This window comes from Variovorax sp. Root473, from assembly GCF_001426505.1.
Taxonomy (GTDB): domain Bacteria; phylum Pseudomonadota; class Gammaproteobacteria; order Burkholderiales; family Burkholderiaceae_C; genus Variovorax.
This window is the reverse complement of the sequence record NZ_LMEV01000017.1, coordinates 1711437-1729291: the sequence shown is the minus strand read 5'-3', so window position 1 is coordinate 1729291 and position 17855 is coordinate 1711437. Positions and strand designations below refer to the sequence as shown.

At 64.4% G+C, this 17855-nt stretch carries 20 protein-coding genes and 1 pseudogene; 5 read left to right on the top strand and 16 right to left on the bottom strand.

Annotation, left to right across the window (positions count from 1 at the left end; all coding sequences use genetic code 11):
* From ASD34_RS28355 to ASD34_RS21470, 9 genes and pseudogenes are all read right to left on the bottom strand, one after another.
* Window positions 1–226 (bottom strand): annotated as a pseudogene (locus ASD34_RS28355) (hypothetical protein); the annotation flags it as partial.
* On the bottom strand, window positions 223–819 hold the full coding sequence (locus tag ASD34_RS21505; RefSeq protein ID WP_056581647.1) for a S26 family signal peptidase: 597 nt from the start codon (window positions 817–819) through the stop codon (window positions 223–225). The gene ASD34_RS21505 and the pseudogene ASD34_RS28355, both read right to left, overlap by 4 nt.
* Window positions 816–1361: a DUF2840 domain-containing protein gene (locus tag ASD34_RS21500; RefSeq protein ID WP_056581644.1), complete on the bottom strand. Its 546-nt coding sequence runs from the start codon at window positions 1359–1361 to the stop codon at window positions 816–818. The genes ASD34_RS21505 and ASD34_RS21500 overlap by 4 nt, the downstream gene beginning before the upstream one ends.
* Window positions 1358–1642, bottom strand: coding sequence for a hypothetical protein (locus tag ASD34_RS21495; protein ID WP_056582611.1), 285 nt, complete (start codon window positions 1640–1642; stop codon window positions 1358–1360). Before ASD34_RS21495 ends, ASD34_RS21500 begins: the two co-directional genes overlap by 4 nt.
* Window positions 1639–2277 carry a ParA family partition ATPase gene (gene parA / locus ASD34_RS21490; RefSeq protein ID WP_056582609.1) on the bottom strand — a complete coding sequence of 213 codons (639 nt, stop codon included), beginning with the start codon at window positions 2275–2277 and terminating at the stop codon, window positions 1639–1641. Before parA ends, ASD34_RS21495 begins: the two co-directional genes overlap by 4 nt.
* A 253-nt stretch (window positions 2278–2530) precedes the next feature.
* Window positions 2531–3376: a replication initiator protein A gene (locus tag ASD34_RS21485; RefSeq protein WP_369882130.1), complete on the bottom strand. Its 846-nt coding sequence runs from the start codon at window positions 3374–3376 to the stop codon at window positions 2531–2533.
* A 14-nt stretch (window positions 3377–3390) separates the two neighbouring features.
* The gene (locus tag ASD34_RS21480) at window positions 3391–3672 is read right to left on the bottom strand and encodes a helix-turn-helix transcriptional regulator (protein ID WP_013721771.1); all 282 of its coding nucleotides are present in this window, start codon (window positions 3670–3672) and stop codon (window positions 3391–3393) included.
* 83 nt (window positions 3673–3755) lie between these two features.
* A complete protein-coding gene (locus ASD34_RS21475; RefSeq protein WP_056581641.1) occupies window positions 3756–4523 on the bottom strand; it encodes a DUF2285 domain-containing protein in 768 nt (255 codons plus the stop codon).
* Window positions 4524–4832: 309 nt separating this feature from the next.
* Window positions 4833–5180, bottom strand: coding sequence for a DUF2958 domain-containing protein (locus ASD34_RS21470; protein ID WP_056581638.1), 348 nt, complete (start codon window positions 5178–5180; stop codon window positions 4833–4835).
* Between the two features lie 215 nt (window positions 5181–5395).
* Here ASD34_RS21470 and ASD34_RS21465 point away from each other — a divergent pair, with 215 nt between their 5' ends.
* A complete protein-coding gene (locus ASD34_RS21465; protein ID WP_056582604.1) occupies window positions 5396–5689 on the top strand; it encodes a helix-turn-helix domain-containing protein in 294 nt (97 codons plus the stop codon).
* A 380-nt stretch (window positions 5690–6069) separates the two neighbouring features.
* Here ASD34_RS21465 and ASD34_RS21460 read toward each other — a convergent pair whose 3' ends face one another.
* The gene (locus ASD34_RS21460; RefSeq protein WP_013517162.1) at window positions 6070–6384 is read right to left on the bottom strand and encodes a DUF736 domain-containing protein; all 315 of its coding nucleotides are present in this window, start codon (window positions 6382–6384) and stop codon (window positions 6070–6072) included.
* A gap of 735 nt (window positions 6385–7119) precedes the next feature.
* Here ASD34_RS21460 and ASD34_RS21455 point away from each other — a divergent pair.
* Window positions 7120–7638, top strand: coding sequence for a GNAT family N-acetyltransferase (locus tag ASD34_RS21455; RefSeq protein WP_056581635.1), 519 nt, complete (start codon window positions 7120–7122; stop codon window positions 7636–7638).
* Between the two features lie 129 nt (window positions 7639–7767).
* On the opposite strand, the gene ASD34_RS21450 is transcribed toward ASD34_RS21455, so the two are convergent.
* The 3 genes from ASD34_RS21450 to ASD34_RS21440 form a co-directional block, all read right to left on the bottom strand.
* Window positions 7768–7977: a hypothetical protein gene (locus tag ASD34_RS21450; protein WP_056581629.1), complete on the bottom strand. Its 210-nt coding sequence runs from the start codon at window positions 7975–7977 to the stop codon at window positions 7768–7770.
* Between the two features lie 62 nt (window positions 7978–8039).
* Entirely contained in the window at window positions 8040–10103 is a 2064-nt protein-coding gene (locus ASD34_RS21445) for a ParB/RepB/Spo0J family partition protein (RefSeq protein ID WP_056581626.1), read from the bottom strand.
* A gap of 65 nt (window positions 10104–10168) precedes the next feature.
* Window positions 10169–10999, bottom strand: a complete 831-nt coding sequence (locus ASD34_RS21440) for a DUF932 domain-containing protein (RefSeq protein WP_056581620.1) — start codon at window positions 10997–10999, stop codon at window positions 10169–10171.
* A gap of 706 nt (window positions 11000–11705) precedes the next feature.
* Here ASD34_RS21440 and ASD34_RS21435 point away from each other — a divergent pair.
* Window positions 11706–12632, top strand: coding sequence for a hypothetical protein (locus tag ASD34_RS21435; protein WP_056581617.1), 927 nt, complete (start codon window positions 11706–11708; stop codon window positions 12630–12632).
* 60 nt (window positions 12633–12692) lie between these two features.
* On the opposite strand, the gene ASD34_RS21430 is transcribed toward ASD34_RS21435, so the two are convergent.
* Entirely contained in the window at window positions 12693–13043 is a 351-nt protein-coding gene (locus ASD34_RS21430; protein WP_056582602.1) for a DUF2958 domain-containing protein, read from the bottom strand.
* Between the two features lie 448 nt (window positions 13044–13491).
* Between ASD34_RS21430 and ASD34_RS27215 the strand changes: the two genes are divergently transcribed.
* Complete coding sequence (locus tag ASD34_RS27215; protein ID WP_082548881.1) at window positions 13492–13779, top strand: ECs_2282 family putative zinc-binding protein; 288 nt, start codon at window positions 13492–13494, stop codon at window positions 13777–13779.
* Window positions 13779–14252: a hypothetical protein gene (locus ASD34_RS21425; protein ID WP_056582600.1), complete on the top strand. Its 474-nt coding sequence runs from the start codon at window positions 13779–13781 to the stop codon at window positions 14250–14252. Before ASD34_RS27215 ends, ASD34_RS21425 begins: the two co-directional genes overlap by 1 nt.
* 25 nt (window positions 14253–14277) lie before the next feature.
* On the opposite strand, the gene ASD34_RS21420 is transcribed toward ASD34_RS21425, so the two are convergent.
* Together ASD34_RS21420 and ASD34_RS21415 are read right to left on the bottom strand one after the other, a co-directional pair.
* Window positions 14278–15096 carry a hypothetical protein gene (locus tag ASD34_RS21420; RefSeq protein ID WP_056581614.1) on the bottom strand — a complete coding sequence of 273 codons (819 nt, stop codon included), beginning with the start codon at window positions 15094–15096 and terminating at the stop codon, window positions 14278–14280.
* An 11-nt stretch (window positions 15097–15107) separates the two neighbouring features.
* Complete coding sequence (locus tag ASD34_RS21415) at window positions 15108–17747, bottom strand: AAA family ATPase (RefSeq protein WP_056581610.1); 2640 nt, start codon at window positions 17745–17747, stop codon at window positions 15108–15110.
* Window positions 17748–17855 lie beyond the last annotated feature (108 nt).

The following is a 17855-nucleotide window of genomic DNA, read 5'->3' as shown; positions in this document are numbered from 1 at the left end:
CTGCTGCACGAGCAGCCAGCACGCCGGCGAACGCAGCGACGGCCACAGGCCGGGCGCGTTCGAGGCAAGACACCTGCACGTTGGACGGCTGCGCCGAAGGCAGCGCGAAGTGCGGCGCGGATGCGCTCGCACTGCACGCGCGACGACACGGCGACGGCCAGCAGCACGACACGCCCGATGGCACGACAAGATGCACGGCAACGTGCAGCAAGTCGGCGGCCATCATGGGCGGGACTCCAGCCAGACCGGATGCGCGACGCCAATCACGGCGCCCACACTGACCGGCCCGAAATACCGGCTGTCGAACGACGCCGGGTTGGTCACACTGAGCAGGAACAGTTCACCGGGTTCGAGGCGACGGCACTGCTGCCAGGATGGCAGCGGCCGGCCCCAGCGGTCGGCAGGCAGCACAGCGGCCGAAGGCACGCCGTCGATGCGGACGATGCGGCCAGTGATGCACACCTCCTGCGGCGCGATGGCGCCCACGCGCTTGAGCAGCGGCACGCGCGCCGGCAGGTAGCCGCGCTGCGCGGCCAGCGCGGCGGCGTCTGGCGGCAGCGTGGTCAGGACGATGCTGCCCACTTCCAGCCGACGCGGCAGCGAGCCGGTGCCGTGGCGCTGCGGATTGACGCGATACCAGCCGACCGCCACGCTGTCGGACGGGTTGTAGATCAGGCGCGGCAGCGGCTGCACGAAGGACGCCCAGGCCAGCGCAGCGAGGCCGCAGGCGGACAGGCCCGCCAGTACGAGGCGAGCGCGCAAACGTGCGCGGGGCGAGCGAGGACGCGACGCGGCGCCGGCAGTCGAAACGGCGGTCATGGCAGTGCCCTCCCGGTCAGCCAGGCGGCGTGCCGCTCGGCGGTGTATTCGGGCAGCGGCAGACGCGCAGCGAGCCGGTTGGCGAGCGTGCGCCAGTACACGGGCGAAGCGGCGGATGGCGCGATGCCTAGCGCCTCGATGGCGTCGATGCGCTCCAGCACGGCGCGCACCTGGTTCTCCCCCTCGGCGTGCAGCAGCAGGCGCGCGCCCGGCTGCACGCCGGGGATGCGCTGCGCCGCATCCAGCGGCGTGCAAGCCTGCATCACCATGAGCTGCCAGCGGATCGTGCCGTAGTCGTTGGCCTGCCAGCGGATGCGGCTGAACATGGCGCCCGGCAGGAACACCGCGCAGCGCCGCCAGCGGTCGAGCTGGAGCGTGCGCGCAGGTTCGCCGAAGCGCAGGTAGAGCTTGAAGCGCGGTTCGATGTAGGCCAGCGCCACGCGCGTCAGCGGCGTGCTGGCAGGCTGGCCGGAAGGTGCTGCGTGCGCAGCCGTGGCCGCGCACGCAACAGGCGCGGCGGCAGACGAAACGGATGCAGTCATGGGGTGTTCTCCCTGCGGTGCTCTGGAAACTCCCGCTCCAGCAGGCCGCGCAGCAGGTCGGCCACGGTCACGCCCTGCGTGAAGGCCGACACCTTGATGCGCGCCCGCATCGCGGGCGTGATGTCGAGGGTCAGGCGAGCCGTGTAGAGGTCGCCCTTGCCCAGCGCATCGGCATCGCCCTGGCGAATCCACGCCTCGGCGTGCGGATTCGCGGGCGGACGCGCGCCGATGCCGACGCGCTTGGCCGTGCGTTTGCTGTTCGGTGGCGGCGTCGTTGTCATGTCGTCCACCGCAATAGTTCATCGACCAGCGCAGTGATTTCGCGTGCGGCGGTGCTGTCCGGCGCCGTCTCGCGTGCAAGCCGGCCAGCGGCGACGCTGTCGGCGAACACGATGCGCTGATGCACTTCCGCGCGCAGCGCAGGAAGCGGTTGGTCGGCCAGAGCCTGGCGCGCTTCGCGCCCGATCACGGTGGTGCTGACGCGCCGATTGATGACGAAGGCCGCGCGCAGCGCTGGCCGAAACACCTGCGCCTCACGGATCAGCGCCACCATCTCCGCGCTGGCCCACAGGTCATAGGGGCTGGGCTGCACGGGAATCAGCACGCGCTCGGCCGCCAGCAGCGCGGAACGCGCCAAGGCAGCGATCCTGGGCGGGCCGTCGATGATGACGTGATCGGCCCGCCTGGCGAGTTCTGGCGCCTCTTGGTGCAGCGTTTCGCGTGCGAGGCCCACGGCGCTGAACAGCCTTGGCAAGCCTTGCTGGCTTCTGCGCTGTGTCCAGTCTAGCGATGAACCCTGCGGGTCGGCGTCCAGCAGCATGACATGCTGCCCGCGCATCGCCAGCTCGCCGGCGATGTGCGTGGCGAGCGTGGTCTTGCCCACGCCGCCTTTCTGATTGAGCAGAGCAACGATCATGGCTTGGCCCTCCATGCTGGAAAGCCGGGCTTTTGCTGCTGCCTTTCATGCCGTGTGGTGGTTATCCACCGTGGCGCGGCGCTTCTACTAAAAGTTAGAGAATTTAAGTTAGGGAAGTTAGAGGGACGCGAAACCCAGTGCTGGCGCGGGTTTGCGGCCGATTTTGTTGCCTGATAGCACGAGGATTCGTTGCCTGATAGCACGACACCTCTGTTGCCTGATAGCACGAGTCCATCCACAGACTCTCCCGAAGTTATCCCCGTGCCGTTTGCGGCACGGGCCGGAAGGTCAGCAGCGGCGAGGAAATCCCGGACGCGTGCTCGATGCCCAACAGGTAGCCCGGCAAGGCTTGCCGCGCCACCAGCGCCCGCAGGTCGGCGGCGAAGTCGTAGTAGCGCGCCACGCTGCCCGATTTGCGGTACAGGTGCTGGAAGTCGAATTGCCAGCCGCCCGGCTGCCGCCCGCCGTGCTTGCGCACCAGGCGGTACAGCCACCGCTCGATGCCGCCCGTGAGCCGGAAATACGCCGGGTCGATGGTCAGCACCAGGGCGGCGTCGAGCACGCCGGCAAAGAACCAGTCCGGCAGGATCAGTTCGAGGCCCAGCGGCGTGCCGCTGGCATCGGCCAGTTCCTTCCACTCGTTGATCCAGGAAAACCGATGCAATCGCCGCCCGGTCGTCTCGCGGATGGACGTGGCCACCGTGGTCGATTGCAGCCGATCCAGCGCAGCCTTGAGGCGCTGGTAGTCGCGCAGCGACGTACCGCGCCCAATGAAGCGCAGCACCTCGTAGGGGCGTACCTGCATCAAGCGCGAAGGCCGCAGGCCCGCGTCGCGCGCCTCCACGATCTGGCTGGCGGCCCAGATCAGGATGTCGGCATCCCAGATCGTGGCGATGCCGTGCTCCTGCGTGCCTTCCACGCGGATCGTCACGTTGCCCGCCCGGAAGTCGATGGGCTTGACCCGTTTGGACTTCGCCAGCGAGAAGAACGGAAAGGCCATCAAGTCCTGGCTGTCGCGTGGCGCCATGTCGCCCGGCAGCGCGCGAAACAGGTCGAGCTGTTCGCGCTCCTGCAAGGGTGTGGACATGGCGAAGGCCATCCACGCGCCGCCGATCAGCGCGCACGGCTGTCGGCCGAGTGGTGCTCGGCGTACTCGGGATCGGAAGTCGTCTCGAAACTGCGGTCGGCGGCCCAGGCATCGAGGTCGGCCACGGCGTACATGACCCGCCGGCCGAACTTGCGAAAGCGCGGGCCGCCGCCGATCACGCGCTGCTTTTCCAGCGTGCGCGGCGACAGGCGCAGGTACTCGGCGGCTTCGTCGTTGGTGAGATAGCGTTGGGGCTGCGCGGCAGCGGTCGAGACAGCGGCGGCAGGCCGCAAGGGAGCAGGACGCATGGTGTGAACCTCCATAGCTTTCAAAGCTCCGGCCACACAGCGCAACCGGATGGAGGCAGTCTCAGAAAACGCGGCCCACTTGCTCAGGGTCGTTTTGCGTCGCCTTCAAAACGACCCTTCTCAAGCGGCGCAAGCTGTGCTAGGCGGCGATAGCCGCCGCGCATCAGCGCATCGCCACGCCGCACCAAGCGGCGCACCTTGGAGCGCAAGCCGCCGTCGGCGTACCAGTCGGCCACGGCGTCGGCACCGAACAAGCCTTCGCCGACCTCACGCGAGGACGCGCCCGCCAGGGTCGCGTCGAGCGCCTGCAAGGTGTGCAGTTCCAGCAGCGCGGAAGGTGTTGGCCTGGGCGTGGCGGCGAAGGTCACGCCGGGCACATGACCGCGCACAGGCGCGGCAGTGCCGCCGCGATGGGCATAGGCGACAGCCATGCCGTCTTCCAGGCCGGGGGCCAGCGCAAAGCGCAGGCAATGGCCTGGGCTGCGCGCGATCAGCGCCAGCCGTTTGCCGTCATGGAGCAGTTGCTTATGGCCAGGGATGCGCCAGAACGCGAAGATCGAGGCATCGGGTGGCGGATCTTCATCCGGGTAGAGCTGCACCATCGCAGCGTGGCCGGGCAGCCAGGCCGGATGCGCGTCGCGCGCATCCAGGGCCGGGTCTTCCAGCAGGCGCAAGCCCCAGCGTTGCGCCGCTTCCTGTGCCGCCTGCGACCGACGACGATGGCGCAGCCAGTCGAGCCGGTAGTCGGGGTGCCTGCGCAGGTACTCCCAGGCGAGCGCAAGGCTGTCCAGATGCAGCACGTACAGATACGCGGCAGTCGGATACCAAGGCTCGGCGGCGCGGTCGGCCATGACGCAACCTCCTGGGAACAGGAATCGCCGCCACGGCTGGGCTACGCGCTACATCGCCATCGTCAGAACGTCATGGGTAAAAATGGTGACTGGGGTTGTCAAGACCGATTGGCTCCGATGCGTTGCGGTTTCCGTCTCAATGCGGCGGTGGCAGCGCCCCGACCGTGGGACGCCGTATCGGCCAGCCTGCCGCAACCCAAGCCAGGCATCATGACTGTTTCGATCAGACTGGCCGGGGTATGCCGCAAGAATCCCGATTGAGACCTGCCCGGCATGACGCCAGACTGAAAAAGTCACAGTAGGCCGTATTCAGTCCGGGATCGCTCCGTCGCGCTCGGCCAGCCGGGTGTATTCCGACAGCGTGCGCGTGGGGCGGAAATAGAGGTCGCGTAGCACGGGCTGCTGGCGCGGCCCGACGATGCCGGCCAGGTCGGACAGCTTCACCGTCCCCAGCTCTGGCATCCCCAGCCCGAGGTCGATCAGGCCGTAGGCCGTATCGCCGTCCGCAGGATCGAGCGCGGCCAGCAGCCAGGTCACATGCGCGTCCGGCGTGAACAACCGCACCACGGGCACCGGGTCGATGGCCTCGCCAGCGGCGCGGGCCTTGCCGTGGGCCAGCAGGCGCGCGCGGTCGTCCTCGGTGATGAGTGCCGTCATGGCGCCACCCTCCGGCCGCACGAATCCGCCGAAGCGCAAAAGCGCAAAGCCGTACCTGCGGATTTGGGCATAAACACGATGGCGGTTCCGTGATTTCGCGCCTTTGTTGAAACCCGCAAATGCGGATTTCTGTAGAAGCGCAGAACAGTGAGCTTTTGATGAATGAGTTAAAGATAACGTGGTTTTAATTGTGCTGCGAATCGACGCTTCTGTCCATGCAGAAGCGATCCGTCCAGCCCGGCCGACCGGCCGGCGCCACCACCTTCGACGCCGAGCTGGCTCAAGCCTTCGGCGCGGCGGTGCGTGCGCTGCGCACGGAACGCGGCATCGCCCAGGAGACGCTGGCGCACCTGGCCGGCGTCGAGCGTTCGCACATGGGCAAGGTGGAGCGTGGCGAACACCAGCCCACGCTATCGCTGATCTTCAAGATTGCCGGCGCGCTCGAATGCAGCACGGCGGTGCTGATGAGCGAGGCTGAAAGCCAGCTCGCGGCAGCGGCCCAGCCGTAGGCGCTGGCCGGGCCGATCCGGCGCAGCCGGTTCGGCGGCATCGAGGGGCGCCAAGCATCGCGCGGCGGGGATAGCCCACAGGGCTTTCCCCTGGAGTGCAAGCGCCAGCGCGTAGCGCCGCAGGCGCGAAGGCGTGAGGGATTGGAGCCGAATGGCCGTGACGGCTTGCCGGCACGGGGCGCAGCCCGAAAGCCCGGCGGCGCTTGCAGCGCCGACACGCCATCCTGGGCTTGCTACGCCACGGGCTGCGGGCCATCCACCGATGAATACCGGCCCTGGTGAACATGCCAAGAGGCACCCGTTGCCGAACCCCGTGCGTGCGGTGCTGCGATGAGCAGCACAGCGCCCCGCCGCAATGGGCGGGGCGCTGTGGGCGGCCGTCAGGCCGCCTTGGGCTTGTTGCGCGACCAGATCAGGTCGTGCGTGCCGTCCTCGTTCTCGATCAGGCGGGCATAGACCGTTGCCGGGAATGAAGGATCGTCCAGGGTCACGGACACGTAGGGGCGTCCGGCCTCGCTGGTTTTCTTCCACGCCGCGCCGATGTCGTGGCCAGCCGCTTGCAGGCGGAAGTCGGGGGCGCTCTCGTTGTTGCCCTTGTCGTTGGGAACCAGCTTGACCTTGACGTTGAGCGTCAGGGTGCGGAGCTGGCCGTTGAAGCCGTCTTTGTCTGCGGTGAAGGTGCCGATGTTGGCCATGATGATTTCTCCTTTCGGGTTGAACAAGGTCGCGCCAGTGCGTCCTTGTTGTGATCCGTCCGGCGGGGGATGGGCTGGCCGCACCGCGCAGCGGTCGCAACACCGTGGAGAACCTGGAGGCGAAAAGAATTTGTCCCGCGAGGAATGCGCGCAGCGCAGGGGAAATTGTTTTCGCTGGAAGGTTGCGGCCATGAAGCCCAAGGCGCAGCCGCGCCACCGCCAGGATTCACAACAAGACAAGGACGCACAGGCCGCCCGCTCCCGAATGGAGACAGGGCCGACTCGGCATCCCCGCGTGACGGCTTCACCGGCTTGCGCCCTGACGCGGGCCAGGTCAATGCCCCGACGACAAGGCCAGAGCGCCCCAGCCGCAGCTCGCGGCACATGCTTGAGGCGTGGTGAGGAAGCTCCATCGGGCGAGGCCGAGCGGTGTGTCGGTGAACCGTCCTTCGTGACGTACAGGCAACGAATCGCCAGCGTCGAGGACGGCACGCTTTTGCACAACCTGCCGCAGCAAGCCGGGGCGTAGCCCCACAAGCTCCGCCCATTGCGGCGGGGCGCAGCCTTCCTCGCAAGCGAAGCGCGCAGCGCCACAGGCGCGAAGGCGTGAGGGATTGAAGCCGAATGGCCGTGATTCGGCACGAAGCACGGGGCGCAGCCCGAAAGCCCGGCGGCGCCTCGCGCCGACACGCCCAGGCCGTTCTATATTTTCAGGAAGTAACCCAAGACAAGCCCATGACTCTCCAGCTCCGACACGAAACCCCGGACGACATTGCTGCCATCGAAGCCGTCACGACGGCCGCTTTCGCCGATGCGCCGCACACCAGCCACACCGAGCAATTCATCGTGCGCGCACTGCGCACTGCCAACGAACTGACGCTTTCCATCGTGGCCGAAGAACACGGCCAGATCATCGGCCATGTGGCCCTGTCGCCCGTGACCATCACCGACGGCCACGGCCGCCAGGCTGAGGACTGGTACGGGTTGGGGCCGATCTCCGTCCTGCCGCAAAGGCAGGGGCACGGCATCGGCTCGCGCCTGATGGAGCAGGCGCTGTCTGAACTGCGGGCCATGCAGGCCGCAGGCTGCGTGCTGCTAGGCGATCCCGCGTATTACGCGCGTTTTGGTTTTCAGGCCCATGCGGGCCTGCAACTGCCGGGCGTGCCGCCCGGCTACTTCATGGCGCTGGCCCTGCATGGGCCAGTGCCCGAAGGCATCGCGCGCTACAGCGATGCCTTCAACGCCACCGCCTGAGCCACCGCGAAGGCGGCGGCGTTCTGACTCGGCTGCTGGCCTTGAACACCGGGCGCGGCCACTGCCGCGCCCGGATTTTGCGTCCACCGCGCCCAGGACGGAACGGCCTGGGCGCGGTGCTGAACGCGGTTATTCCTTCGTCTCGATGAGCCACCACACGGCACGCGGCAAGGCGCGGCCCGTGATGGGGTGAATGTCGGTGAGGTCGGCGCGGGCCGACCAGCCCGAGGGCGGGCGGTAGCCGCGCACGTCGCCATCGTCGTGCCAGCGGCGAGCGCGTACCGTGCTGGGCGCGTAGATCGCCGCCATGCGCGGGCGGCTGCTGGTGATGCGGGTCATGGGGGCTTCTCCTTGCAGCGAAGCGCCCCGGTCGAGGCCGGGGCGCTTGCCTTCGGCGCGGGTCAAGCGGCCAGCGCCTCGGCGGGTTCATCCGCCATTGCCTCGGCATCCTCCGGGGCATCCTGCGCCTGCGTTTCCTGCGGCGCAGCTTCCGGGCCTTCGGTCTTGAAGATGGCAGGCATCCAGCCCGTGCCATCGGCCAACCGCTCGGCTTCGCTGGCAATGTCGGCCTTCTTCAACTTCGCCAGTCGCGTGACGTGCTCGGGCGCGTACTGGCCCACGGCTTCCAGAATCACGGCCTTGGAAACGTGCTTGAAGTAGCCTTCTGCGGTCGGCTTCCACCATGCAGCCATGTCGAGGCCCACGGCCTGCGCCAGTTCCTCGCCGGGCTGGTGCGGTGTGGCACGGGGCGTCACCACGTCCACCGTGGAAGCCACGCACACGGCCAGCAGCCGCACCAGTTCATCTTGCGGCTTCGCCAGCAGCGCGGCAAACAGTTCGGCGCTGTCCTCCGGCAAGGCTTCGCCCGCCACCTGTTGCAATTCGCACAGCGCCACGGCGGCGGGAGTTTCCGGCCAGTCCGGGGCCATGCCTTCCAGCCGGTCTTGCACTTTGAGGCCCACGCCCAGCGGCAGAGAATCACGGCTGCGGCCGTAGCGGCGTTCCTGCAAGACGGTCTGCACCATGCCATGCACCACGGCGGCCAGCGCGGCTTGCGGATGCCGGGCGACTTCGATTTGTAGCGCGGCGGTGCGGTGGGCGCTCAAGCGTTGCGCCAGCCGGTCGGACATGGCGGCGGTCTTGGGTGGCTCGTCGTCCTCGCCTTCGTCGTCGTTCGCGGCTTCGCCTTCGCTGCCGAAACCTTGGCGCAGCCTTTCCAGCGTGCGCAGCGCCTTGGCCTCGGCCTCGCGCATCAAGCCGCGATGAATCACGGCTTCGCCGTTGCGGTCGATGGTGACGATGGCACCGGCTGCGGCCTTCACGGTCGCGCCGTAGTCCTGCAAGCCATCTTCCAGCACCTGCAACTGCTCGCCCAGGGTTTCGCCTTCCTCCTGCAAGGCGTCGGCCTTTTCCTCATCGTCAGCGTCCAGCGCAGCATCCACGGCTTCGGCCAGTTCGTGCATCTTGGTTTGCAGCTTCTCGATGCGTGCGGCTTCACGCTTGTTCGGTTCGCGCCGCTCCTTCGGCGCACGCTGGAAGGCGTGCAGGTCGGCATGGGTCACGCCTGGCGTGGCATCCACCCATGCCCAGCCTTCGGCCTTCACCTCGGCAGCAATGCCCGTCAGCTTATTGAACGCCAGCCCTTCCAGCAGCGCGGCATCGGTCAGATACACGCCCGCGTCATCTTCGGCGAACAGGTCACGGCGGATGCCACCGCCTGCGGCCTCGTAGCTGTCCAGCCCGACGAAGCGCACCAGCGGATGCCGGTAGGCGTCGATTTCCCTTTCGGTGAGGCGTTCGCGCAGGTTGGACGGGTGACGCTGCCAGGTTGGCGCATCGTAGAACGCGCTTTCCTGCGCGGCGTGGTCATCGGTGATGGCAAGGGCCATCAACTGGTCAAGGCTCACGGCATCGGCGCGATAGTCGGCCATGAGGCGGGGCGACACGTTCGCCAGCTTCAAGCGGCGCTGCACCACCAGCGGCGTAACGGAGAAATCCGCCGCAATGTCCTCGATGGGGCGGCCTTCGGCCACCAGCGCCGCGAAGGCTTCAAACTGGTCTGCCGGGTGCATGGCTTCGCGCTGCACGTTCTCGGTGAGGCTGGCGGTGCGGGCGGTGCCATCGGCCACCAGCAGGCAAGGCACTTCCCATTCCTTGCTGATTCGGTGCTTTTTCGCCAGCAGCTTGAGGGCTGCGAGGCGACGGCCACCGGCCACGACTTCGTAATGCTCGCCATCGGCGGATGCAATCACGATCAGGTTTTGCAGCAGGCCGACACGCTGGATGCTTGCGGCAAGTTCGGGGATGGACATGCGCGGGGTCTTGCGCACGTTGCGGCCCGTGGGGCGCAGCACCAGCCGCGACAGTGGAACCAGAATCAGGTTCTTGGTCGGGTCGGCGGCTTCCAACGGGATAGCGGCGGCGGTATTGACGGCGCGGGCTTCGGTTTGGGTAACGGCGTTCATGGTGAATCTCCAATCGAGTGAAACAAGGGAATGGAGGGGAACCGCCCCTCCGGCGGGGAAACGGTTCAGGCTTTCAACTGGCGCAGGCCATCGGCCAGCATCCAGAGGGCGCGATTGAGGCGCACATCGGAATCAATGCCCTGCACCGGGCGGGTCTGCTGGCGGCGTCCGTTGGCGCTGCGGCCATGCAATCCGCCTTTGGTCAGGTTTTCCTGCGTGCGGTTGAACACGCTCCACAGGTCGGGGCGGCGGTCGTCGAACCGGCGCGGCATCAAGATTTGCGATTCGGTGATGGGCGCGGGCTTCTTGTCGGTGGGGTCGTACTTGAGGGCCAGCGCGGAACGGGCGAACACTTCGGCTTCGCCTTCATCCAGCGTGATAGCGCGCATGGCATCGCGGGAATCCTTCACCCGCTCGAAGCCGCTCAACACCTCGAAAGCGCCTTCGATGACGGAACCGGCTACGTCGCCCTTATGGGGTACGCGCACGTCCGCCACGGTGTCGCCGCACACAAGACCATTGCTGCAAACGAAGCGGAACATTCCGGCCAGCATCTGATAGCTGCTGGTGCCGTCATGCGAGTTCAGCAGCACGATTTCGTTGGCCTCTGCGCCGTTGATCTGGCTGGCGTGGCGCAGGCGCAGCATGTGTTTCGTGTGCTCGCGCTTGCCTTCATCGCGCACGCGGGTCTGCGTCACCATGAAGGGTTGAAATCCCTCCTTGCGAAGCTCGGTCAGCACGGCGGCGGTGGGGATATAGGCGTACCGCTGCGAACGGCTTTCGTGCGGGGCATCCGCGAAGATGGACGGGGCCACGCGATGAATCTGGTCATCGGACAGCGGGTAGTCACTGCGCAGCGAAGGGGAGCGGGAAGCGAAACGGGATGCGAGTTGCATGTCTTTCTCCTGAACAAAAAGGCTGTTGAAGAAAACCGCACACCGGATTCCTAGATTCGGAGCCCAGCCTTTCGGCTGTTCGGTGCGGTCGGCACGAGGAACCCGGTTGGCCCTGTTGCCACCGTCTTTCCTGAGTTCATCGCCCGCGACGGTCAGGAGCGCGCGAACGGGCGCCGTCAAGGAGGCAAGCGCAGGGTTGGTGCGGCCCGCAGGCGCAGCCGAGGACACGGCCCTGCGCGCCTTGACGGCACACGGGCGCGGGCTACAGTCGCGGTGAAGGTGATGAAGTCAGGGGAGACGGCTGGACAAGGCAACGGCCTTCCCCACACGCCGACCGCACGGCAAGCGAAGCGCGCAGGCCCGAAGCTGGAAGCCGGGCCGGAGGCGTCAGCCGAGCGGAGCGAGGGAACGATGGAAGCCCGTCAGGGGCGAGACGCCGCAGGCGGCTCGATGCGCAGCACGACAGCGCGACCGGCCATCTCCCAGGTGGCCGGGGACGCCCATGCAGTTTGGGCATCGCGGGATTTGTCTTCGGCGGATTTTTCGCGGACAATGTGGGCAAGGCCCTGTCCGCCTGAGCTTCGAGCGGCTCAATCAAGACTGCGTTCTGCTTTCCCCCCGTATTTCTTGCCACCACCATGCGATATCGCCTGGGCGTAGGCCAAGTAATCGCTCGATTGGCCTGCGCTGAAATCAGGAGAATCGTATGCCCATCGGCATTTCCGACCTTGCCCATTCTGTTCGCAAGAACAGCGTTTCTGTGGCCGCCCCTGTGCAGCTTGGCCATGCGCAGCAAATCATTGTTGCTGCACTCGGCTACAAGAGCCTTGCCGCCTACCAGGCCGCCCAGGTAGCCGCACTCGAACCCAAAGACTTGAGCAATGTCTACCACGTTGTACTCGACTACGACTCGCTCGATAGGCGCGCCAGCGAACTTGGCGCAGCCCCCGCGCCAAGCCAACTGCATGAGCTGATCGACGCAGCCTTCAAGGAACGAGCACCCCACACACACATTCACGCCTCTCACGCAGGCTTCGATAACTATCTGCGTGAGCATGTGGATCAGGTGGTCATCGAAGACGATGACGTGAACAGCGAGATGGCCAACGCCAATTACGATGGCATTGATGAGGTCTATTTCGATTTCGAGGTTGAGTCTGAAAACGTCCCCGTTGGCAGCTCGCTGGAAATCGACCTGGATGGCCATGTTGGCTTGGGCATCGACACTGAGCGTCCCTACGCGGGCCACATCGTGAATGTGGAGGGCACTTTGAGCGTGGAGCGATTGGGCAGCCAGTGCTTTGGGTCAGTGGACTGCCAAGTCACCAAAGCGGAACTCGATACGAACTGGGGGGATGACGACCACGACGGCGAGCCACCGCCGCGCAGCGTATCGCAATCCTATGCCGAACTGCTGGGCCTCGAACTGCATGAGGTTGGCAATCTCGCCGATGTAGAAGCAATGGAGTTGGACGGCAGTAGCGGTGAAATGGTCTACGGCTACCTCCTCGACTTCACGGACTACGCATCGCCCGAGATAGCGCAGAAGATCTTGCGCCGTCACTCTTCACTGCGTATCGAAGTCGGCCCTGGCTTCTTTGAAGGCGTTCGTAGCGACGACTGGCCTCGCTGACGATGCAGTAAGCGCATCCCGATACGGGATGCGCTGCTGGGCCATCCGCCCAAGGCCGAGTCAGACAGCTATCCGCCCGCTCAGCCGCGCCTCGCGCGCGTAGGCGCTCAACCGCTTCTCAGCGCGGAAAGACAGGTCGCGCTCGATCGGCAAGCCCAGCCCGCCGCGCACGATCGCCAACTCGCCCAGGCTGACCCAGCCGATTTCCGGCGCCCCCAGGCCCAGGTCGCAAAGACCAAAAGCGTGGTCGTGGTCGTCAGGATCAATCTCGGTCAGCAGCCAGGTCGCGCCGGCGTCCGGCGTGAACAGCTTGACCACGGGGGCCGGATCAAAGTCCGGGTTCTCCAAGGATTCGCGGCCGTTGGCCAGCAGTACGATGCGCTGCTCGTCAGTGATGAGTGCGTTGTTCATGGTGAACTCCTGCAAGGATGCCGGGCGGAATTGCCCGACCCTTCCGGGGCACGGCGCAGCGCAAGCAGTCAGGGGTCGCAGACGGCCGACAGGACGCAAGCGCGCATGGCGCGCGCCGCCCTTGACGGCGAGAACGCCGTGATACGGTGAAGGGAACAGCAAGACTGCCCACACCCGCCCGCTGCACACACTCGGCTTTTAGGGCAAGCGGAACGCGCAGGCTCGAAAGGGCCGGAGGCGTCAGGGGGCAAAGCCGAATGGCCGCGATTCGGCACGAAGCGCGGGGCGCAGCCCTCGAACCCGGCGGCGGCACGCCGGGACGCAATGAAGACTGTCAGATAGAATAAATAGGCATCGCGTCGACGAAAGATCCCCGTGCAGCGATGCTATTCTTTTCTTCGCTGCGATCATTCACGGCTCACAGCGTTGACACGATCGGAGATACGGCATGACGTTCAAAGCGGACAAGTACAACCGGTCGGTCTGTCTGAATTGCCCAACGTGCGGTGGCACTGAGTTTTCACACGACGGCGCTGATGGGCAGACGAGCGAACTGTTCACCTGCGGCAACTGTGGGTTGCAGATTTCCAAGGATGATCTCATCCGAGCCAACGATGAGAACGTGCAAGCGCATGCCAAGGAGATCGGGAAAGCCGTCGTCAAAGATCTTCAGAAGGAACTGCACGAATCGCTGAAGAGGGCATTCCGCGGCAGCAAGAACATCAAGATCCGATGATGCCCTTCCCAATCAGTGTTGGTGATGCCATCGCCATAGGCGCTCTTTTGCTGTCCGCGTACGCCACTTGGACGACGTTCAGATTCAATCAGAAACAGAACAAGTTGATTGAGAGCCAGGATCGACTGAACAAGCTACTTCTGGAAAAAGAAGCCACTGAAATCCTCAACATTAAGAAAGCGGACCTCGGCGCGACGTTCATCAAGATCGGCAGCAACAACCGACGGCTGAAAATCTGGAACAAGGGGAAATCGGCCGCGCGCAACGTGTCGCTGTCGTTTCCCGATGGCAACGACTGCCTGGTTCAATCGGACATCGACTCGAAATTTCCGCTAGAGACACTGGACACGCTCCAGTCGGTGGAATTGATTGCGTCCATATCACTGGGTAGCAAAAGCAAGCACTCCATCAAGCTGACGTGGAGCGACGATTTCAGCGATCACAACGAGAAGGTGGTCTACCCGACGATCTGAAAAGATGCCTGCGCAAGGCCACTGGCTAGGAATAGAGCTGGCCGTCGGGACAAAGCAGACCAAACCACCGCTGCAGTTTCTTTTCTCGCGTGGCGAACGATCCTTCCAGTGTTCCCAACAGGAGGTAGTGCGCGTCGAGAACATCGTGCTCGATTTTCTCGTAGGCTTTTCCGCTCAGTGTGTCGGGAACACGTCCACCATAACGACAATATGCGTCCAGCGCGAAAAGCAACTGGACCTGCTGCCAACGAAATAGTGCCCAATCCCGGGTCATGATCGTGGCAGGCGGTAGTGGAAGTTCGCCCGAAGGGACTTCCAGGCTCCCGTAGAACTTCAACATTGCATCGGTATTGGTCGCGATGACCTCCTCGGCGGCCTCCCGCAGTGACTGTCGCTCCGCGCTGGTGCCTTCCAGAAGATTTGGGATTAGGGTCGGAATCAAGCGCACCCGGTCAAGAAATCGTTCGACATCTTCACGAAGTTCCGCCGTCTGCTCCTGAAGCGCCTCAGCCGCCGAAGGCGGCAGCGCGTAGTTCGCGCCGGTCAGCGCCTCGTTGAATTGGAAGCGGATATCCTCGTACCGCGTAGAGGGCTTGCCGCAGGCTTCGTGCGACTCTATCTCCTGTTTCAGCAGCGCCCCTACGTGATTGACCAAGATCACCGGGTTCTCGATCTTGGGAAACTTGGCGAAGCAGCGCGAGCGTCCCGGTTCGGACGACGAGATCAACTCGTAGAAAAGTACGTCGGCCATCAGCAACTGGTGCGACTGCGCGAGTTGCAGCATGTGCGCCGCCGTCGATCCTTGCAGGTAGTTCTTGTCGAGAACAATCGTGGGCTTTGCCATTGAAGTCCGGATCAGCTAAAGGTCGCCGCCTGGGGCTTGGCTTTCTCCCATGCCTTGCGCGCTGTGTTGTACTCAGCCTTGATGCGGTCCATCTGTGCCAATTCGTCAACCACGAAATCAATCGTCAACGGCACTTCGTGGAAGTCTGGCGAGTGGGAGTGAGCATCGATGTATCGGGATAACATCACCATGCGCGTGTGAACCTGTGCAGCAATGCCTTCATCAAAATACACCTGACTGAGGGTGAAGGTGATGTTCTCCCGCCAGCGGCGCACGACATTGCCGAACAGCTTTCGCTGAATGAAGTCCTCATAGGCGGTACGCAGGCTGCCACACGCCTTCTCCAGGCTGTCGCGCTGCTTGTCGCCATCCAGCGTGCGGGCGACGTCAAGGTGCTTTCGTGCGCGATCGTGTGCAGCACCTTCGTAATGTTCGTGAGGGAAGGCCAGGCTGTCGATGACACCTGGCTCTTCGGCCTCGCCACGCCACACGGTCCGGCCCGCGAAATCGACACCCTTTTCCACCGCAGCCGTCGCCAGATAGTTCGTAAACAGGATGTCGTGCGTAAAGACGATCACCTGCCGCTTGGCGGCTTCGTCCACCAGGCGTTGTGCGATCGCCTCTTTGCGTACATGGTCCATCGAGGTCACGGGGTCATCGAACACCACGCCCAAACAGGAACCGTTGAGTTCCACTTCAGTGAGAAAGTCGGCCAATGCCGCGGCGGTCTGTTCGCCCTCGCTCAGCACCGAAGACGGGTCGATGCCGGCCACGCTGGCGTTGGCAATCTCGATTTTGCGATCAGTCGTTCCAGCATCGCCCGCGAAGCGGAATTGCACCGGCAGCTTGAGCTGCAGGGCGGCGCAGTTCTCCGTGAATCGCGCGATGAAGCCCTGCGCCACCAGTTCTGTGGCCAGCGCTTTCTGCTTGCTGGTCACTTCGCGTTGGGATACGGCAAAGCCGCGGATGCACGAATTGGCCTTCACCACCCATTTGAGGTCTGCCACCGCCGCAGCGATGGCATCGTACTGGCCGGAGAGCACCTGGCGATCGAGTAACAATCGCTCCTCTGCCATCAACGACCCCATCAGTACCTTGGGGTCCTTCTGTCGCAAGGCATCGTTGTCGGATTTCAGGCGCTCAACCAACTCCGTGATGCGTACCGAGACCGGGTCATGGTCCAACATGCTCAAGCCAGGGTCGAAGGCACCGGCAACCGCCCGCGCCAATGCTCCGATGACTTCCCGATAGCCTTCGACATGACTGGAAACCGCCGCGGCCATTGCGGCATCCACCTCGGTCAAGGTCCGGCGCGCGACACTGCCCTCGTCGAAGAAGGCGAGACTGATCTTCGACAACTTCGTGCCATACCCTGCGAGCGTTGTCTTGGCCTGGCCAAGCTGCGCTTCGACACCACTGGTTGCGAACTGATAGAAGCGGGTCAATCGTGCAATGCCGTCTTCGTCGAGAACCTGATGGCAAAGCACGCATCGGGCCGCATCCGCCTTCGGTGGAAACGCCTCGTCAGGATAGGCTTCGGCGTTGTAAGCAATGGCCGCAGCCAGCAGGTCACGCCATGCTGCTGTGCCGATGGGCTGCACCGGCTCCTCGCCCAACTGTGCCGCTGAGAGCGCTGACGCCTTTTCCGTCAGCGTCTGAATCTGCTTGACGGCATTGGTGATCTGTTCCGCGACTGCAGGCGATACAGCCATGTGCAAACCTGAGATCGATGCTTTCAGTGCGTCCAGATCGATGATGCGCTGCTCATTCTGGCGAATGATCTCCTTGGGATCGGTGGTCCTGAGTGTCGCGAGTTGCTGGACAACCGATTCCAGGCGCGCGCGCTCCTCGTCGCCGAAGGCGGCCAATGCCTGCAAGCCAACGAGGTCCGTCTGTGCCGTCAGGGTGATCAGCAGCGAAGCGACTTCGGACGTGCTGCCTGGAATCGCGAACTTGTCCGTAGCGTGGGAACGTAGAGCGATGTCATCGCGCAGCTTGCGCTGGAGCTTTCCGAAGACCTCCACCATGCGGGGAAAAACATCGAACAGATAAGGCATGACTTGGAAGGCATTGCGCTCATCCAGATGGACACGCACGCAGGTCGAGTCGAACACCGCGAAGTTGTCGCGCAGTCGCTGGCAAGGCTCCTTGTAGACAAATGTCGTGTTGGAGCCGTCGTCGAAGGCAAACGTCGCGCTAGGCGTGGGTTGTTTGTGCTTGGCCAACTTCACATCGCCGAGAATCGCGGTTTGCTTGGAACGGGTGAAGCATGCGGCTTTGAGCACTCGCGCATAGCCGGACTTGCCCGCACCGTTGGGACCATAGATCACAGTGAGCTTGCGCCCGAAAGTCAGTGTTTCACCCGGCGCCAGGGCGTTGACGCCGGTCAGTGCGGTCATGGCGGTCACTACGCTTGAGTCCGTTGTGGGGCCGCCTTGGATCTGGGGCAAGGCGATGTCCCATGTGGCGCGTGGCATCTCCGTGGTGGCCAGTTGCTGGTCCATCAAGTACTCGCGGTAGACCTCATCCAAAGCCTCGTCCGGGAAATCGACGGCGCCAACGAGTTTGACCAGCAGGCACCGCTGCCAGTTGGAAAGCGTCTTGCCCCAAGCGGACAGCGCATCGAAGACATTGAACGCCGCTTGCGACATGAAGATTCCTTGTTTTAAGCCATTTGAATCTCGTTCAACAGGCTGGGACGGTCTATTCAGAGGAGGCAGGTGATTGTCGTATCACGATACAACAATCGATCAGGACGG

Excerpts from the sequence above, each read along its gene's own strand:
- ASD34_RS21480 (WP_013721771.1), bottom strand. The coding sequence starts at position 3,672 with ATGCGTCCTGCTCCCTTGCGGCCTGCCGCCGCTGTCTCGACCGCTGCC.
- ASD34_RS21430 (WP_056582602.1), bottom strand. The coding sequence starts at position 13,043 with ATGAACAACGCACTCATCACTGACGAGCAGCGCATCGTACTGCTGGCC.
- ASD34_RS21445 (WP_056581626.1), bottom strand. The coding sequence starts at position 10,103 with ATGAACGCCGTTACCCAAACCGAAGCCCGCGCCGTCAATACCGCCGCC.
- ASD34_RS21470 (WP_056581638.1), bottom strand. The coding sequence starts at position 5,180 with ATGACGGCACTCATCACCGAGGACGACCGCGCGCGCCTGCTGGCCCAC.
- ASD34_RS21435 (WP_056581617.1), top strand. The coding sequence starts at position 11,706 with ATGCCCATCGGCATTTCCGACCTTGCCCATTCTGTTCGCAAGAACAGC.
- ASD34_RS21450 (WP_056581629.1), bottom strand. The coding sequence starts at position 7,977 with ATGACCCGCATCACCAGCAGCCGCCCGCGCATGGCGGCGATCTACGCG.
- ASD34_RS21495 (WP_056582611.1), bottom strand. The coding sequence starts at position 1,642 with ATGACAACGACGCCGCCACCGAACAGCAAACGCACGGCCAAGCGCGTC.
- ASD34_RS21505 (WP_056581647.1), bottom strand. The coding sequence starts at position 819 with ATGACCGCCGTTTCGACTGCCGGCGCCGCGTCGCGTCCTCGCTCGCCC.
- ASD34_RS21485 (WP_369882130.1), bottom strand. The coding sequence starts at position 3,376 with ATGGCCTTCGCCATGTCCACACCCTTGCAGGAGCGCGAACAGCTCGAC.
- ASD34_RS21440 (WP_056581620.1), bottom strand. The coding sequence starts at position 10,999 with ATGCAACTCGCATCCCGTTTCGCTTCCCGCTCCCCTTCGCTGCGCAGT.
- ASD34_RS21415 (WP_056581610.1), bottom strand. The coding sequence starts at position 17,747 with ATGTCGCAAGCGGCGTTCAATGTCTTCGATGCGCTGTCCGCTTGGGGC.
- ASD34_RS21460 (WP_013517162.1), bottom strand. The coding sequence starts at position 6,384 with ATGGCCAACATCGGCACCTTCACCGCAGACAAAGACGGCTTCAACGGC.
- parA (WP_056582609.1), bottom strand. The coding sequence starts at position 2,277 with ATGATCGTTGCTCTGCTCAATCAGAAAGGCGGCGTGGGCAAGACCACG.
- ASD34_RS21500 (WP_056581644.1), bottom strand. The coding sequence starts at position 1,361 with ATGACTGCATCCGTTTCGTCTGCCGCCGCGCCTGTTGCGTGCGCGGCC.
- ASD34_RS27215 (WP_082548881.1), top strand. The coding sequence starts at position 13,492 with ATGACGTTCAAAGCGGACAAGTACAACCGGTCGGTCTGTCTGAATTGC.
- ASD34_RS21420 (WP_056581614.1), bottom strand. The coding sequence starts at position 15,096 with ATGGCAAAGCCCACGATTGTTCTCGACAAGAACTACCTGCAAGGATCG.
- ASD34_RS21425 (WP_056582600.1), top strand. The coding sequence starts at position 13,779 with ATGCCCTTCCCAATCAGTGTTGGTGATGCCATCGCCATAGGCGCTCTT.
- ASD34_RS21455 (WP_056581635.1), top strand. The coding sequence starts at position 7,120 with ATGACTCTCCAGCTCCGACACGAAACCCCGGACGACATTGCTGCCATC.
- ASD34_RS21465 (WP_056582604.1), top strand. The coding sequence starts at position 5,396 with ATGCAGAAGCGATCCGTCCAGCCCGGCCGACCGGCCGGCGCCACCACC.
- ASD34_RS21475 (WP_056581641.1), bottom strand. The coding sequence starts at position 4,523 with ATGGCCGACCGCGCCGCCGAGCCTTGGTATCCGACTGCCGCGTATCTG.